Origin of the sequence: Mesorhizobium sp. CA7, assembly GCF_020165015.1 — a bacterium.
Taxonomy (GTDB): Bacteria; Pseudomonadota; Alphaproteobacteria; order Rhizobiales; family Rhizobiaceae; genus Mesorhizobium.
This window is the reverse complement of sequence record NZ_JAIUHH010000009.1, coordinates 159,044-174,614: the sequence shown is the minus strand read 5'-3', so window position 1 is coordinate 174,614 and position 15,571 is coordinate 159,044. Positions and strand designations below refer to the sequence as shown.

General features: G+C 64.2%; 13 protein-coding genes. 8 read left to right on the top strand and 5 right to left on the bottom strand.

Annotation, left to right across the window (positions count from 1 at the left end; genetic code table 11):
* Positions 1-345 precede the first annotated feature (345 nt).
* Positions 346-1,446, bottom strand: coding sequence for a citrate synthase/methylcitrate synthase (locus tag LB552_RS18060; protein ID WP_224608881.1), 1,101 nt, complete (start codon positions 1,444-1,446; stop codon positions 346-348).
* A gap of 89 nt (positions 1,447-1,535) precedes the next feature.
* Here LB552_RS18060 and LB552_RS18055 point away from each other — a divergent pair, with 89 nt between their 5' ends.
* Positions 1,536-2,678 (top strand): citrate synthase family protein, encoded by a 1,143-nt coding sequence (locus LB552_RS18055; RefSeq protein ID WP_224608879.1) that lies wholly within the window; start codon positions 1,536-1,538, stop codon positions 2,676-2,678.
* Between the two features lie 204 nt (positions 2,679-2,882).
* On the opposite strand, the gene phaR is transcribed toward LB552_RS18055, so the two are convergent.
* Complete coding sequence (gene phaR, locus LB552_RS18050) at positions 2,883-3,476, bottom strand: polyhydroxyalkanoate synthesis repressor PhaR (RefSeq protein WP_095767308.1); 594 nt, start codon at positions 3,474-3,476, stop codon at positions 2,883-2,885.
* A gap of 304 nt (positions 3,477-3,780) precedes the next feature.
* Here phaR and LB552_RS18045 point away from each other — a divergent pair, with 304 nt between their 5' ends.
* From LB552_RS18045 to LB552_RS18020, 6 genes are all read left to right on the top strand, one after another.
* Positions 3,781-4,968 (top strand): acetyl-CoA C-acetyltransferase, encoded by a 1,188-nt coding sequence (locus LB552_RS18045; RefSeq protein WP_224608876.1) that lies wholly within the window; start codon positions 3,781-3,783, stop codon positions 4,966-4,968.
* Between the two features lie 119 nt (positions 4,969-5,087).
* Positions 5,088-5,810, top strand: coding sequence for a beta-ketoacyl-ACP reductase (locus LB552_RS18040; RefSeq protein WP_095767306.1), 723 nt, complete (start codon positions 5,088-5,090; stop codon positions 5,808-5,810).
* Between the two features lie 719 nt (positions 5,811-6,529).
* Positions 6,530-9,838 carry a helicase-related protein gene (locus LB552_RS18035; protein ID WP_224608911.1) on the top strand — a complete coding sequence of 1,103 codons (3,309 nt, stop codon included), beginning with the start codon at positions 6,530-6,532 and terminating at the stop codon, positions 9,836-9,838.
* A 91-nt stretch (positions 9,839-9,929) separates the two neighbouring features.
* Entirely contained in the window at positions 9,930-10,316 is a 387-nt protein-coding gene (locus tag LB552_RS18030; protein WP_095767305.1) for an RNA-binding S4 domain-containing protein, read from the top strand.
* A 202-nt stretch (positions 10,317-10,518) separates the two neighbouring features.
* On the top strand, positions 10,519-10,857 hold the full coding sequence (fdxA, locus tag LB552_RS18025; protein ID WP_095767304.1) for a ferredoxin FdxA: 339 nt from the start codon (positions 10,519-10,521) through the stop codon (positions 10,855-10,857).
* Positions 10,858-11,230: 373 nt separating this feature from the next.
* The gene (locus LB552_RS18020) at positions 11,231-11,812 is read left to right on the top strand and encodes a CarD family transcriptional regulator (RefSeq protein ID WP_040991750.1); all 582 of its coding nucleotides are present in this window, start codon (positions 11,231-11,233) and stop codon (positions 11,810-11,812) included.
* 68 nt (positions 11,813-11,880) lie between these two features.
* Here LB552_RS18020 and LB552_RS18015 read toward each other — a convergent pair whose 3' ends face one another.
* The 3 genes from LB552_RS18015 to LB552_RS18005 all read right to left on the bottom strand — a co-directional run bounded on the left by LB552_RS18015 (position 11,881) and on the right by LB552_RS18005 (position 14,268).
* Complete coding sequence (locus LB552_RS18015) at positions 11,881-12,657, bottom strand: amino acid ABC transporter ATP-binding protein (RefSeq protein ID WP_224608873.1); 777 nt, start codon at positions 12,655-12,657, stop codon at positions 11,881-11,883.
* A complete protein-coding gene (locus tag LB552_RS18010; protein WP_140841602.1) occupies positions 12,654-13,334 on the bottom strand; it encodes an ABC transporter permease subunit in 681 nt (226 codons plus the stop codon). Before LB552_RS18010 ends, LB552_RS18015 begins: the two co-directional genes overlap by 4 nt.
* Positions 13,335-13,494: 160 nt before the next feature.
* Entirely contained in the window at positions 13,495-14,268 is a 774-nt protein-coding gene (locus LB552_RS18005) for an amino acid ABC transporter substrate-binding protein (protein WP_140544634.1), read from the bottom strand.
* Positions 14,269-14,571: 303 nt separating this feature from the next.
* On the opposite strand from LB552_RS18005, the gene LB552_RS18000 reads away from it, so the two are divergent.
* Positions 14,572-15,435, top strand: a complete 864-nt coding sequence (locus LB552_RS18000; RefSeq protein ID WP_095767541.1) for an RNA polymerase factor sigma-32 — start codon at positions 14,572-14,574, stop codon at positions 15,433-15,435.
* Positions 15,436-15,571 lie beyond the last annotated feature (136 nt).

Here is a 15,571-nt window from a genome sequence, read left to right as displayed (position 1 = left end):
CACGAAGTGGGCTACAGCATGCTGTGACTGGCGCGACTGATCAGGCGGAAGCTTGATTGCCAGGTGGTTCCCCCAATCCGTCGCTGCTTCGCAGCGCCACCTTTCCCCCCTCCGGAGGGAAAGGAAGGAGCGTTGCTGGACGAGCATTGACGGCAAAAAGCTTGGCGCCTTCCTCTACCCCGTCGATCGGGGGAGAGGTGGCTCGGCGCAGCCGAGACGGAGTGGGGGTCGACCAGCGCTGCATAAGACAATACATGCGCCAAGCTGCCATGCACACTATCGCCAAAGACCAGCCGCTTGGAAATGGGTGGATGCCGTAGACGAGGTTGGGCGAGGAACTATCTCTCAAGCCACCAGGTCGGGCACTGGCCCGACATAACGCGACTGCGGCCGGATGAGCCGCCCGGTCGCCTGCTGCTCGCGCGCGTGCGCAATCCAGCCGGCAACGCGGCCGGCGGCGAACACGTTGGAGAAGGCCTCCTTCGGGAAGCCGACCGCTTCCAGGAGGAGCGCGGTGTAGAATTCGACATTGGTCTGGATCGAGCGCTGCGGCTTGGCGATGCTGAGCACCTCGAGCGCCGCCTGCTCCACGGTTTCGGCGAAGGCCAACCTGCTACCCATCTCCTTGCTGCTCGTCTTGTTGCGCGAACCGAGTTGCCGCACGACCGTCTTCAGCGCGTCGGCGCGCGGGTCGCGCACGCGGTAGATGCGATGGCCGAAACCCATGATGCGCTGGCCATGGGCGATCTCGTTGCGCAGCCATGCCGTGGCGTCGCCGCTGGCCTCGATGGCGTCCAGCATCTCGATCACCGGCCCCGGCGCGCCGCCATGCAGCGGACCTTTCAGCGCGCCGAGCCCGGCCAGGATCGCCGAGGTCAGTCCGGCCTGGGTCGAGGCTACCACGCGGGTCGCGAAGGTCGAGGCGTTGAGCCCATGGTCGCAGACCGTCACCAGATAGCTGTCGAGCGCCTTGGCAAGCGCCGGCGAGGCGGAGCCGGAGAGCATGCGCAACATGTCGCCGGCATGATCGGCCTTTTCGTCGGGAGCGACCGGCGTCTCGCCCCGGCCAAGGCGCAGCAAGGCCGGCGTCAGCACAGCAGGCGCCGCGACCAGCCGTAGCGCATCGGCAAGCCCGTCGCCGTCCGGCAGGATGGCCATGCCGGCCCGCATGCCGCTGTAGATGTCGAGCGGCGCCAGATGGGCAAGCATTGGCTGGACGCGATCGAACACTTCCACCCGAGCCTTGCCGATCGCCTTCTCCAGTTCGGCATCGCTCGGAAGGTCGTCGAAGAAGCCGTCGAACAGCAGATGCACCACCTGCGCGTAGCGCCGGCGGCCGGCCAGTTCCATCAGCGAATGGCCTCGGATGGTGAGGTGCCCACCCGCACCATCGACATCGGAAAGCACCGTGTCTGCCGCCACAACATCATCGAGCCCATTTGCCATGATCGTCTCCTTGACCTTTGGTGCATGACAATTAATGCTGCGCAATAGATGCATCAATCTTGATCAAGATAATCAATGTAAGGTGTCGAATGACGGAATGGCTGACGCGAGATGAGGCGCTGGAGCGGCTCAACGTCCGTCCGCAGACGCTTTATGCGTATGTCAGCCGCGGCCGCATCGGCATGAAGCCGGACGACGCAGACCCGCGCCGCAGCCGGTACCGCGCCGACGACATCGCCGCGCTCGCCACGCGCCGCGACCGCGGAAGGAGCCCGCAGGCAATCGCCGAAAGCGCTATCGCTTGGGGCGAGCCGGCGATTCCCACGTCAATCTCCACGGTGCTGCATGGTCGTCTCATCTATCGCGGCAGGGACGCGGTGGAGCTTTCGGCGACGGCGACGCTCGAGGAGACCGCCGGACTGCTGTGGGCTTCCGACCGTCCGGTATCGTTCGCCTCGCTGACCCCTTCGGCCGCCCGGCAAAGCGGCACGCCCACCGCCTTCGCCAGGCTTTCGGCGCTCGCCGCCGGAGGCTGGTCCTCGCTCGGACGCAGGCCGGCCATGCTGCAGCAGGACGGCGCGGCCGCGACCAGCGCGCTGGCAACCGCGCTCGGCGCGTCGTCGGGCTCCGAACCCGTGCATATCAGGCTGGCGCAGGGCTGGTCGGTGGAAGCCGCCGGCGCCGATCTCATCCGCAAGGCGCTGGTGCTTTTGGCCGATCACGAGCTCAACGCCTCGACCTTCGCCGCCCGCGTCGCGGCCTCCACCGGCGCGCCGGTCGCCGCCTGCCTGCTCGCAGGCCTTGCGACGCTGACCGGCCCGCGCCATGGCGGCGCCGGCGCGGCGGCGATCACGCTTGTCGAGGATGCCGGGCGGCTGGGTCCGGACGAGGCGATTGCACGCTGGCTCGCTCATGACCGGCCGCTGCCAAGCTTCGGCCACCCGCTTTACCCGGAAGGCGATCCGCGCGCGCAAGCACTGCTGCCCGACCTGGAGATCGATGACGGGATCGTACATCTTCGCGACGCCGTGCTCGCCGCGACCGGGCTGCATCCGAATATCGATTTTGCGCTGGCCGCGATGACGCGCAGCCTCAGCCTGCCGGCCGATGCGCCGTTCCGCCTGTTCGCGCTCGGCCGCAGCGTCGGCTGGACGGCGCATGCTGTCGAACAGGTGACCAGCAACAGGCCGATCAGGCCCCGCGCCCGTTATGACGGGCCGGTCGGGACTTAGGGGCGGCGACGAGTGCCATAAGGTGAAGTGCTTGGCGCTCGCCTTTAGGTGAAACGCGATAGGGTGTGTCGAGATTCAGGTCAGGCCGAGTCGAGAACGATGGCTTCCGAGAACCGGAGCGGAGCGTACTTGAAGTACGTGAGCACCGGAAGCGCAGGAAGCCGCCGTTCGCAGGCCGGCCTCACCTGAATATCGGCACACCCGTCAGGACATCGTGTCCAGCTTGCGCTGCATCGCCGCAATCTGCGCCTTCAATTCCTGCAGATCGTCGCCCTTCTCTTCCTTTTTCGCTGGCTCGGCGGCCGGCGCTGAATTGCCGCCGGCGGGCGGGAACGGCGTGAACATGCGCATGGCGTTCTGGAACATCTCGACATTGCGTCGCGTCTGTTCCTCGAGCGCCTTGATCGGCGTCTTCATCATGTCGATCGGCGTTTTCCCGAAGGTACCCTTGAGCTGCTCGCGAAACCGCTCCTGCTCCTTGGAGAAGGCGATCATCGATTGTTCGAGGAAGCTCGGCACGATCATCTGCATCTGATCGCCGTAGAAGGAGATGAGCTGGCGCAGGAACGGGATCGGCAGCATGTTCTGCCCATCCTTGTTCTCCAGCTCGAAGATGATCTGCGTCAGCACCGGGTGCGTGATGTCGTCACCGGTCTTTGCGTCCTGGACCGTGAATTCCTCGCCCTTCTTGACCATCTCGGCCAAGTCCTCGAGCGTCACATAGGTGCTCGTGCCGGTATTGTAGAGCCGGCGATTGGCATACTTCTTGATGACGATCGGGTCGTCTTTTGCGGCCATCCGTATCCTCCCCAGGACACCGGCACCTCTAGGAGTAAGCGGCCGGTAACGATTGCGCCCTTTATCGAGGATACGCGCAAAAGCCTCACAATTCCAAGCGGTTTGTGCACTGCGGCATCAATTAATGCTGCAGGGCATGACAAAATTCGCCGCGCGGTCAACGTCATGTTGCCACAACCGGCGCGCGCCCTGCTTGCCGCGCATCGCGGCCATGCCCATTTCCGGTTTGACTCGGCTGCCTGAACCGGCAAGAAAGTCTTCAAGGATAGCCTAGAACACGACACCTCGAAGTCTGGAGAAGAAAATGTCCGCTTCCAATTCCATCGTCGTCGCCAGCGCCGCTCGCACCGCGGTCGGATCCTTCAACGGCAGTTTCGCCGCCACGCCGGCGCATGAGCTCGGCGCCGTCGTCATCAGGGAATTGCTGGCGCGCGCGAACGTCGAGGCGGCGGAAGTCGACGAGGTCATCCTCGGCCAGGTGCTGACCGCCGCGCAGGGACAGAACCCAGCCCGCCAGGCCTCGATCAATGCCGGCCTGCCGAAGGAGACCACGGCCTGGGGCCTCAATCAGGTTTGCGGCTCGGGCCTGCGCGCCATTGCGCTCGGCATGCAGCAGATCGCCACCGGCGACGCCAAGGTGATCGTTGCCGGCGGCCAGGAATCGATGTCGATGTCGCCGCATGCCGAGCACCTGCGCGCCGGCGTCAAGATGGGGGACTACAAGATGATCGACACCATGATCAAGGACGGCCTGTGGGATGCCTTCAATGGCTACCATATGGGCAACACCGCCGAGAACGTCGCCCGCCAGTTCCAGATCACCCGCGAAACCCAGGACGAGTTCGCGCTCGCGTCGCAGAACAAGGCGGAGGCTGCGCAGAAGGCCGGCAAGTTCAAGGACGAGATCGTCGCCTTCACCATCAAGGGCAAGAAGGGCGACACCGTCGTCGACCAGGACGAGTACATCCGGCACGGCGCGACGCTCGACGCCATGACCAAGCTGAAGCCTGCTTTCGACAAGGACGGCACGGTCACCGCCGCCAACGCGTCGGGCATCAATGACGGCGCCGCCGGCGCGCTGCTGATGACCGAGGCCGAGGCCGTGCGGCGCGGCATCACCCCGCTGGTGCGCATCGCCTCCTGGGCGACCGCCGGCGTCGATCCGGCAATCATGGGCACGGGGCCTATTCCCGCTTCGAAGCGGGCGCTGGAGAAGGCCGGCTGGTCGGTCAAGGACCTCGACCTCGTCGAGGCCAACGAGGCGTTCGCCGCGCAGGCCTGCGCCGTCAACAAGGGCATGGGCTGGGATCCCTCGATCGTCAACGTCAACGGCGGCGCCATCGCCATCGGCCATCCGATCGGCGCTTCGGGCGCCCGCGTCTTCAACACGCTGGTCTACGAGATGCGTCGCCGCGGCGCCAAGAAGGGCCTTGCTACGCTGTGCATCGGCGGCGGCATGGGCGTTGCAATGTGCGTGGAAGCGCTGAACTGAGCGAATAGCGAATAGGGAGTAGCGAATAGGGAAAACGGCGTCGGCGCAGCAGGCTTCAATCCCCTACTCGCTATTCGCTACTCCCTATTCGCTCCTCCGATCAACAGGGAGGAGCACACATGACCAAAGTAGCAATCGTCACGGGCGGAACACGCGGCATCGGCGCGGCGATATCGGTCGCCTTGAAGACCGCCGGCTATTCGGTCGCGGCGAACTATGCCGGCAATGACGAGGCGGCCCAGAAATTCAAGGCCGAGACAGGTATCCCCGTCTACAAATGGTCCGTCGCCGACTACGAGGCCTGCGCCGCAGGCATCAAGCAGGTGGAGGCCGATCTCGGCCCGGTCTCCGTGCTGGTCAACAATGCCGGCATTACTCGCGACACCATGTTCCACAAGATGACGCCCGCACAGTGGAAGGAAGTGATCGACACCAACCTGTCCGGCGTCTTCAACATGACGCATCCTTTGTGGAGCGGCATGCGCGACCGCAAGTTCGGCCGCGTCATCACCATTTCCTCGATCAACGGCCAGAAGGGTCAGATGGGCCAGGTCAATTATTCGGCCTCGAAAGCCGGCGATATCGGCTTCACCAAGGCGCTGGCTCAAGAGGGGGCTCGCGCCGGCATCACAGTCAATGTCGTCTGCCCCGGCTACATCGCCACCGACATGGTCATGGCCGTGCCGGAAAAAGTACGGGAGTCGATCATCGCTCAGATCCCGGTCGGTCGCCTCGGCGAGCCGGAAGAGATCGCGCGCTGCGTCGTCTTCCTGGCTTCCGACGAAGCCGGCTTCATCACCGGCTCGACCATCACCGCCAATGGCGGCCAGTATTTCGCCTGACACCCCAGTAGGTCGCCCGACACCATTTACCGCCAAAGGCGGCTCCGGCACCGGAGCCGCCTTTTTTGTTCGCCGGCAGGCCGGCGCGACACCTTGCCTCAATTCGGCACGCAAAAGTTAACGGCCGCAGCCACGCTCTGTGCATAACCGCTGCGACAAGCTGTGAATCCTCGGTGGGCAAGCTGTGGATAACACCATATCTAGGGGTGAACAAACCGGGAAAACCGCCGGATCGCTGATTCGTCGCCGATTCGTTCCGGCTTTGGCCGGAAAGTTAACGGCTGGAGCTTCAATCGGCGCTGCAATGGTTAACCGCCGGTAGGAAAGATCAACAATTTCATAAGTTTGCCTGGTGGGCTCAAACAGCCTGGGACTGTTCCCCGGCAAAGGTTAACGGCGCTTCGCATCCGGCCGAGGCCAAGCAGGAATTGGGCCAATTCGGAGATTCAGCATGTGGTGAGACTCACCGTCAAAAAATCCACATATAGCCGTGAACAAACCCTGAATCAGAACGAGTCACCGATTCGTCGCTGATTCGTTCCAGACTCGTTCCAGCTGTTAACAAGCGGCCGATTTTGGCTGCTCCCTCCGGCATAGCCTGTTCGCGAGGGAACATTCCGCTTTCGCTTCACGCCCGAAGTCCCTATGTGTCGCCTGTCACACGCGGCGGCAGCGCCGTGCTTCAGACTACGGGCGGCAGAAACCTTATTTCCGAGCCGATGAACATCCAGCCGAAACACTCCCAGCCGCTGATCCTTTCGGGCCGCGACGTGACGGCCGTACTGGGCCCGACCAACACCGGCAAGACGCATCTCGCCATCGAGCGCATGGTCGCGCATGAAACCGGTGTCATCGGCCTACCGCTGAGGCTGCTCGCCCGCGAGGTCTATGCGCGCGTCTGCGAGAAGGTCGGCACCCACAAGGTGGCGCTGATCACCGGCGAGGAGAAGATCGTGCCCGCCGGCGCAAGATATTCGGTTTGCACCGTCGAGGCGATGCCGCGCGAGACCGACGCCGCCTTCGTCGCCATCGACGAGGTGCAGCTCGCCGGCGATCTCGAACGCGGCCATATCTTCACCGATCGCATCCTGCATCTGCGCGGCCGCCAGGAGACGCTGCTCCTGGGCGCGGCCACCATGCATGGCATCCTGCAGCGCCTGTTGAAGGGTGTGTCGGTGGTGACGCGGCCGCGGCTCTCGCACCTTGCCTATGCCGGCTCGAAGAAGCTTACCCGGTTGCCGCGGCGCACGGCGATCGTCGCCTTCTCGGCCGACGAGGTCTATGCGATCGCCGAGCTGATCCGCCGCCAGCAGGGGGGTGCTGCCGTCGTGCTCGGCGCTCTTTCCCCGCGCACCCGAAATGCCCAGGTGGAGATCTTCCAGTCCGGCGATGTCGACTATCTCGTCGCCACCGACGCCATCGGCATGGGCCTGAACCTCGATCTCGATCACGTCGCCTTCGCTCAGAACCGCAAGTTCGACGGCTATCAATACCGCAACCTGACCGCCGCCGAGCTTGGCCAGATCGCCGGCCGCGCCGGCCGGCACCTGCGCGACGGAACGTTCGGCGTCACCGGCCAGGTCGACCCGTTCGACGAGGATCTGGTCGCCAAGATCGAGGGACACGATTTCGATCCGGTGAAGGTGCTGCAGTGGCGCACCGCCGATTTCGACTTTTCCAGCCTCGATGCGCTGAAGCGCTCGATCGAGGCCAATGCGCCGGTCGAAGGCTTGACCCGCGCGCTGCCGGCCGTCGACGCGCAGGCGCTGGAACAGCTGTCGCGCGACGGCGACATCCGCGATTTGGCCACCGGCAAGGAGCGCGTGGCGCTGCTTTGGGAAGCCTGCGCGCTCCCCGACTATCGCAAGATCGCGCCGGCACAGCATGCCGATCTTATCGCCTCGATCTATATGGACCTTGCACGTCACGGCCATGTCGATGAGAATTACATGGCCGAGCAAGTGCGGCGCGCCGACACGACGGAAGGCGATATCGACACGCTATCGCACCGGATCGCGCAGATCCGCACCTGGACTTTCGTCTCCAACCGCCCGGGCTGGCTGGCCGATCAGCTACACTGGCAGGAAAAGACGCGCGAAATCGAAGACAGATTGTCGGATGCGCTGCATGAGCGGTTGACGAAACGCTTCGTAGACCGCAGGACTTCCGTCCTCATGCGGCGCCTTAGAGAAAATACCATGCCTGAAGCCGAAATCAGCCCCTCCGGAACCGTCCTCGTCGAAGGCCATCATGTCGGCGAGTTGCAGGGGTTCCGCTTCACCGCCGACCAGAGCGCCGGCGGCGAGGACGCCAAGGCGGTGCGCACCGCCGCCCAGAAGGCGCTCGCGGCCGAGTTCGAGGCGCGCGCCGAGCGCTTTGCCGCCTGCGCCAATGGCGACCTGGCTTTGGGCTCGGACGGCGTCCTGCGCTGGATCGGGGCGCCGATCGGCACGCTGGTCGCCGCCGACGAGGCGCTGAAGCCGCGCCTGGTTCTGCTTGCCGACGAGCAGCTGACCGGCCCCGCTCGCGACAAGGTCGCGGCGCGCGCCGAGCGTTTCGTCAATTTCCAGATCGAAACGCTTTTGAAGCCGCTGGTCGACCTGAAGAATGCCGACCAGCTCGCCGGCATCGCGCGCGGCATCGCCTTCCAGCTGGTCGAGCATTTCGGCCTGATCAATCGCCGCGACATCGCGGAGGAGATGAAGTCGCTCGACCAGGAAGGCCGCGCAGCGCTTCGCCGCCTCGGCGTCCGCTTCGGCGCCTACCATGTCTTCGTGCCGGCGCTGATCAAGCCGGCGCCGGCTGGCCTAGTGACGTTGCTGTGGGCGCTGAAGAACGACGGCAAGGACAAGCCCGGCTTCGGCGATGTGGTGCATGCGCTGGCCTCCGGCCGCACCTCCGTGGTCATCGACCCGGCCTTCGACAAGACCTTCTACAAGCTCGCCGGCTACCGCAATCTCGGCCGCCGCGCCGTGCGCGTCGATATCCTCGAGCGGCTTGCCGACCTCATTCGCCCGGCGACCAACTGGAAGCCCGGCCTCGGCCAGCGTCCAGACGGCGCCTATGACGGTCACGCCTTCATGGTGACGCCGCCGATGATGTCGATCCTCGGCGCCACGGCCGACGACATGGAGGAGATCCTGAAAGGTCTCGGCTATCGCTCGGAGGCCAAGCCGGCCGCCGAGGTTAAGGCGAAGCTCGACGCGCTGGACGACGCCGCCCGCGAAGCGGCCGCGGCCAAGCTCGCCGCGGATAATGCCGCGCGCGCCGCGCGGGAGGCAGAGGCACAAGCCGCGGCAACTGATACGGTCGCGGAGGTAACGGTCGGGGGCTCGGAGCCGGCTGCCGCCGAAGCTCCGGCTGAAGCCGTCGCGGACGTGGCGGTGGACGCTGCCACGGCAGAGCCGGCAGAAGCTCCGGCCGAGGTTACGGAAGAGGCCGCAGCGGTGGAAGACGCCGCAGCGGTGGACATTGCGGCAGCGCCCGAGTCGGCCGAAAGCGCCGACGCTCTTACCTCTCCCCACCACCAGGTGGAGGATAGTGCCGGCGGCGAGGCGCCAGCCGAAGCCGAGGAACCAAAACCTGTACTCCTGTGGCGCCAGGCGCGTTTCGACCATCAGCGTCCGCGCCATCGCCACGACAACCGTCGCGACAATCGCCCGCGCGGCGCCCAGCCCGCACGCGAGACAGGCGCCGCAAGCGGTCAGCCCGGCGATCGGCCCGCCCAGGAAGGCCGCCGCGAGCAGCGCGAAGGCGCCGGCAAGCCGCGCTTCGACCGCTCTAAGTTCAAGCCGAGGCCCGAGACGGGCGACCGGCGTGAGGGCGCTGAACGGCGCGAAGGCAAGCCGCAAGGCGAACGCCGCGAAGGCCGGCCGGACTGGAAGGGCGGCAGGCAGGACGGCAAGGGCAACGCCCCGGGCGGCAAGCCAGCCTTCCAGGGCAAGCCGCGCGAGGAACGCCCGCAGCGCTTCGATCCGGATTCGCCCTTCGCCAAGCTCGCCGCCTTGCGCGACCAGCTGAAGAAATAGGTTCGAGCATGATCCCGAACCGAAGGACCGCGTCAGCGAAAAGTGGGAACCGGTTTTCGGATAAGATCATGTTCTACCAAAGCTAGCCGCGATGGTTGGAGAAGGCCGTCAACGCATCGACAAATGGCTGTTCTTCTCGCGCGCGGTGAAGTCGCGGTCCTTGGCGGCAAAGGTCGTCGTCGCGGGACGCGTCCGCATCAATCGCGACAAAGCAGCGCAGGCGTCGGATCTGGTCAAGCCCGGCGACGTGCTCACCATCATGCTCGAGCGCCGTATCCTCGTCTGGAAGGTGCTGAACTGTGGCGCCAGGCGCGGCCCGGCCGACGAGGCGCGGCTGCTTTACGAGGATCTGTCGCCGGCGCCGGCACCCAAAGGCGAGGCGGTTCCGGACGCCGTTCCAGCCTTGCGCGAGGCCGGCAGCGGCCGCCCGACCAAACGCGAGCGACGGCAGACCGACCGGCTGCTCGGCGACGACTGAGATATAGCCGGGCCGCGGCACGGCTGCAGCAATTCCAGGAAAACTGCGCAACGGTTGGGCTGGAGGACTTGGCCGAAGCTTTCCGGCTGGAATTCCATTCCGCGACACCGGCTGCGCCTGCAATCCCTGCCCTTGCATGCGGCGGGCAAAGGCGTTACCTCAGCCGAAAAGCCCAGCAAAATGGGACGTTCCGGAGCCTGCAATGACCTATGTCGTGACCGACAATTGCATCAAATGCAAATATATGGACTGCATCGAGGTCTGTCCGGTCGACTGTTTCTACGAGGGCGAGAACATGCTCGTCATCCATCCTGACGAGTGCATCGACTGCGGCGTCTGCGAGCCCGAATGCCCGGCCGACGCGATCAAGCCGGACACCGAGGGCGGCCTCGACAAATGGTTGCAGATCAATTCCGAATACGCCGAGAAGTGGCCCAATATCACCGCCAAGAAGGAGCCGCCGGCGGACGCCAAAACCTTCGACGGCGAGACCGGCAAGTTCGAGAAATATTTCTCGGCGGAGCCCGGCGAGGGCGATTGATATAGCGGCCGGGAATACCGGCATGACGCGGCGTAACCGGACCGATACAATTGCTGTCTTGACGGGCAGCGCTGCCGCTTGGCGTTAGCGAATGCAGCAAAACCTTGATTCTTCCGACTTTTTGTGTTACATCAACGAAACATGCCGGTGACACAACGTCGATTTATGGCGCTAACGCCCCAAATCACTGAAAGGTGAGCTTTTAGATCCGGACCAGAGCGATCTGGGGCAGGCGGTCGCATTCGTGCGATATGCCGGCCCTTGGCTTTTCCGGTGGGTTCATCCTGTTGCGCGGCTAACGGTCGGCTTTGCCGACCTCGTGGGTTCGAGCCGGCATGATGCCGGCTGCACAACTTAAGGAGTTCAGGGCGTAATGGCAACGATCACCCCGCAGAAGAAGTCCAACGCGGCTCGCCACGGGTTCAAGACCGGCGAATTTATCGTCTATCCGGCGCATGGCGTCGGCCAGATCGTGGCGATCGACGAGCAGGAAGTTGCGGGTCACAAGCTGGAACTGTTCGTCATCGATTTCCAGAAGGACAAGATGCGGCTGAAGGTGCCGGTCGCCAAGGCGACCTCGATCGGCATGCGCAAGCTGTCGGAAGAGGATTATGTCGACCGCGCGCTGAAGGTCGTGCAGGGCCGCGCCCGCATCAAGCGCACCATGTGGTCGCGCCGCGCCCAGGAATACGACGCCAAGATCAACTCGGGCGACCTGATCTCGATCTCGGAAGTTGTGCGCGACCTCTACCGCGCCGACAACCAGCCGGAGCAGTCCTACTCCGAGCGCCAGCTCTACGAAGCCGCGCTCGACCGCATGGCCCGCGAGATCGCCGCGGTGAACCGCATGTCGGAGACCGAGGCGGTGCGCCTCATCGAGGTCAACCTCAACAAGGGTCCGAAGCGCGGCGCCAAGGCCGACAACGAGGAAGCCGAGCAGGAAGAAGCTGCCTGAGCTTTTTCGCTTTTGAGTTTACGAAGAACCCGGCCTCGCGCCGGGTTTTTTGTTTCTGGTACCCACTTCTACACCCCGCTGCCGGCTTCCTTCTGCGCTTCCTCTTGCCTGAGCGAGGCGATGAAGCGCTTGGTTCGCTCGCGCTCCGGATTGTCGAACACGACCGAAGCCGGGCCTTTCTCGACGATGACGCCGGCGTCCAGGAACACCACCTCCTGCGCGATCTTCGAGGCGAGCCTGAGATCATGCGTGGCCATCACCATGGTCGTGCCTTCGCGGGCAAGCTGTCCGAGCACGTCTACCACTTCCTGCGCCAGTTCCGGATCGAGCGCAGAGGTAGGCTCGTCGCAGAGCAGCACGCGCGGCGACGGCGCCAGCGCCCGGGCGATCGCCACGCGCTGCTGCTGGCCGCCGGACAGCGTCGCCGGCCAGTCATCGGCCTTGTGAGCCATGCCGACCTTTTCGAGCAGCGCCATCGCCCGCTCGCGCGCCCTCGGCTCAGGCCATTTCAGCACCGTCACCAGCCCTTCCATGACATTCTCGATCGCTGTGCGATGCGGGAAAAGCTGAAAATTCTGGAACACCATGCCGGTCTGCAGGCGGATGCGCTGAATATCCTTGGCCGGCACCTTGCCACCCGGATGGAACGCAAGCGTCTCGTCGCCGATGCGCAGGGACCCGGACGTCGGGATTTCCAACAGGTTGATGCAGCGTAAGAGCGTGCTTTTGCCGCCGCCGGAAGGGCCGACCAGCGCAGTCACGCTGCCCTCGTCGAGGGTGACGGTCACGCCCTTCAGCACAAGATTGTCGCCGAAGCGCTTTTCGATGTTGCTGAGGCCGATCATGCGTTGGCCTCCAGGAACCCGCCATAGCGGTTGAGCCGCACTTCCAGCCGCGCCTGCAGCGCCGACAGCACCGAGCTCAACGCGAGATAGAGCGCGGCCGCTTCGACATAGAGGATCAGCGGCTCATAGGTGGTCGCGACGATGCGCTGCGCGGCCTGGAACATCTCGGGCACCGTGATTGCCGCCGCGAGCGAGGTGTCCTTGACCAGCGAGATGAAGGTGTTGGAAAGCGGCGGCACGGCAACGCGGCCCGCCTGTGGCAGGATGGTGCGCCGCATCGCCTGGCTCCAGGTCATGCCGATCGAATAGGAAGCTTCCCACTGCCCCTTCGGCACCGAGCCGATGACGGCCCGGATGATCTCAGACGTATAGGCGCCGATGTTGAGCGTGAAGCCTATCAGAGCGGCGGGAAAGGCATCGAGCAGAATGCCGACCGACGGCAGGCCGTAGAAGATCAGGAACAACTGAACGAGCAGCGGCGTGCCGCGAAAAATCCAGACATAGAAGCGCACCATCGCGACCAGCGGCTTCGGGCCGAACAGCCGGATCAGCGCCGTCACCAGTCCGGCGATGAGCCCAAGCGCGAAGGACAGGAGCGTCAGCGGCACGGTGAAGATCAGCGCCGCCCACAACAGCGTCGGCAACGATTCCAGCATCAATTGCAGCCAGTGCGGCACGAAGCGCTTCTCCCTTCCAGATACGGCGGCGCGTCCCCCGTATGGACCGACTATCATGCAAAAACCGGCGGGCCGTCAAAGACGACCCCGATGAATGCCGTGCAAAAACAGCGGGCCGTCGAAGACGGCCCGCCGGTATCCGAGCAAGGAGACGATTGCCTTACTTCGAAACGTCCTGGCCGAAATACTTGTCGGCGATCTTCTGGTAGGTGCCGTCGGCCTTGATGTCGGCCAGCGCCTTGTTGATGGCCGCGACCAGCTCCGGATCGCCCTTGCGCACGATGACGCCGGAATAATCGGCATTCTCTTCCTGCGCCGCGATCTTCACATTGGCGTCCGGCTTGTGCTTCTTGAAATCGAGGAAGGACAGGCTGTCATTGATCGTGGCGTCGGCGCGGCCGGTGAGCAGAAGCTGGATCGACTGGTCGAACCCGTCGGTGCCGACGAGCTCGGCGCCGTTCTTCTCGGCGAGCTTGCCGAAATTGGAGGTCAGCGACTGCGCCGACTTCTTGCCCTTGAGATCGGCGAAGGTCTTGATGTCGGTGTTGTCGCCGCGCACGATCAGCACCGCCTTCGAGGCGATGTAGGGATCGGAGAAATCATACTTGGCCTTGCGCGCATCGGTGATGCCGACCTCGTTGATGACGGCGTCGTAGCGGTTGGCGTCGAGGCCGGCGATCAGGCCGTCCCACTTGCCTTCGAGGAATTGAACCTTGACGCCGAGCTTGTCGCCGATGGCCTTGGCGATCTCGACGTCGAAGCCGACCAGCGCGTTGGATTCGTCGTGATAGGTGAAGGGCGCATAGGTGCCTTCAGTGCCTACCTTGAGCACCCCGGCCTGCTTGATCTGGTCGAGATTGGCGCCGGCATAGCCGGCGGTGATCGCCAGAACCTGCAGCGTTCCGGCGATAAGAAGCGGTTTGAGCCATTTCATTTTTCTGTGATCCCGTTTTGACCGGTGTCCCGGCGCGATTGTGCGAGCCGGAAACTGGCAGATAGAAGGCAGCAAAATAAGGAACCAGATTTCAAAAATCGGCTCTGCCAGAAATCTGATTCTCTAAACCGCCGAGAATTCGCCAGAAGGCCTTCCCGGTAGATAACAGAACGTTTCCGCCGGCACCATCTGCCCCCTCGGGCGGCGGAACCATCCATGCGCCTGACACGTTGCATGGCTGTTGTAGGGCGCGGCGGCATCTTTTCAACCGCCATACGCGCAATCGTCGCAAAAGGAGCCGGCATGATCGAAGACGCGGCAGGACGGACATTGGTCCGGGCGGCAATGAAGGCTCCATACCTCGAGCGCGACGAGGAGCATGTCCTTGCGCTTCGTTGGAAGGAAGAGAACGACCAGCACGCGCTGCACAGGATCACTGTCGCTCATATGCGCCTTGTGATCTCCATGGCCTCGAAATTCCGCCATTACGGGCTGCCGCTCGGCGATCTGATTCAGGAGGGCCATGTCGGCCTGCTGGAGGCGGCCGCCCGTTTCGAACCCGCGCGCGAAGTACGCTTCTCAACCTATGCCACCTGGTGGATCCGCGCCTCGATGCAGGATTACATCCTGCGCAACTGGTCGATCGTACGCGGCGGCACCAGTTCCGCGCAGAAGGCGCTGTTCTTCAATCTCAGGCGTCTGCGCGCGCGCCTCGCCAACGGCGCCGAGCCGCTCTCCAACGCCTCGCTCTACCGCGAGGTCTCGGCGGCGCTGGGCGTGCCGGAGGCGGACGTGGCGATGATGGATTCGCGCCTGTCTTCCCCCGACAGCTCGCTCAACGCGCCTTTGGCCGACGAGAACGGCGCCGCCGAGCGGATGGATTTCCTGGTCTCCGAAGACCCGCTTCCCGACGAAATCGTCGGCGAGAGGATCGACGTCCAGCGCCGCGCTATCTGGCTGCGGAGCGCGCTCGGCGCGCTCAACGCCCGGGAGCTTCGCATCATCGAGGAGCGCAGGCTGAGCGATGACGGCGCCACGCTGGAATCGCTTGGCGAACAGCTCGGCATCTCCAAGGAGCGCGTCCGCCAGATCGAGGCGCGCGCCATGGAAAAGCTGAAGCTGGCGCTGGTGAAGCAAAATCCTGAATTCCTGGCGGAAGCCGCCTGAAGTCAGTCCGGGACCAAACTCAAAGATAAGAATAACACGCCGTCATCGGGGCCGTTTTTCCTCGATGATAACTAGGATTGTGAGCTCTTTAACAGACTGTTGCGCCGCAATCGGCTTTTTGACTCCTCCAGATCAC

Coding starts and splice junctions, on each gene's coding strand:
- LB552_RS18060 (WP_224608881.1), bottom strand. CDS start 1,446: ATGGCAAATGGGCTCGATGATGTTGTGGCGGCAGACACGGTGCTTTCC.
- LB552_RS18055 (WP_224608879.1), top strand. CDS start 1,536: ATGACGGAATGGCTGACGCGAGATGAGGCGCTGGAGCGGCTCAACGTC.
- phaR (WP_095767308.1), bottom strand. CDS start 3,476: ATGGCCGCAAAAGACGACCCGATCGTCATCAAGAAGTATGCCAATCGC.
- LB552_RS18045 (WP_224608876.1), top strand. CDS start 3,781: ATGTCCGCTTCCAATTCCATCGTCGTCGCCAGCGCCGCTCGCACCGCG.
- LB552_RS18040 (WP_095767306.1), top strand. CDS start 5,088: ATGACCAAAGTAGCAATCGTCACGGGCGGAACACGCGGCATCGGCGCG.
- LB552_RS18035 (WP_224608911.1), top strand. CDS start 6,530: ATGAACATCCAGCCGAAACACTCCCAGCCGCTGATCCTTTCGGGCCGC.
- LB552_RS18030 (WP_095767305.1), top strand. CDS start 9,930: ATGGTTGGAGAAGGCCGTCAACGCATCGACAAATGGCTGTTCTTCTCG.
- fdxA (WP_095767304.1), top strand. CDS start 10,519: ATGACCTATGTCGTGACCGACAATTGCATCAAATGCAAATATATGGAC.
- LB552_RS18020 (WP_040991750.1), top strand. CDS start 11,231: ATGGCAACGATCACCCCGCAGAAGAAGTCCAACGCGGCTCGCCACGGG.
- LB552_RS18015 (WP_224608873.1), bottom strand. CDS start 12,657: ATGATCGGCCTCAGCAACATCGAAAAGCGCTTCGGCGACAATCTTGTG.
- LB552_RS18005 (WP_140544634.1), bottom strand. CDS start 14,268: ATGAAATGGCTCAAACCGCTTCTTATCGCCGGAACGCTGCAGGTTCTG.
- LB552_RS18000 (WP_095767541.1), top strand. CDS start 14,572: ATGATCGAAGACGCGGCAGGACGGACATTGGTCCGGGCGGCAATGAAG.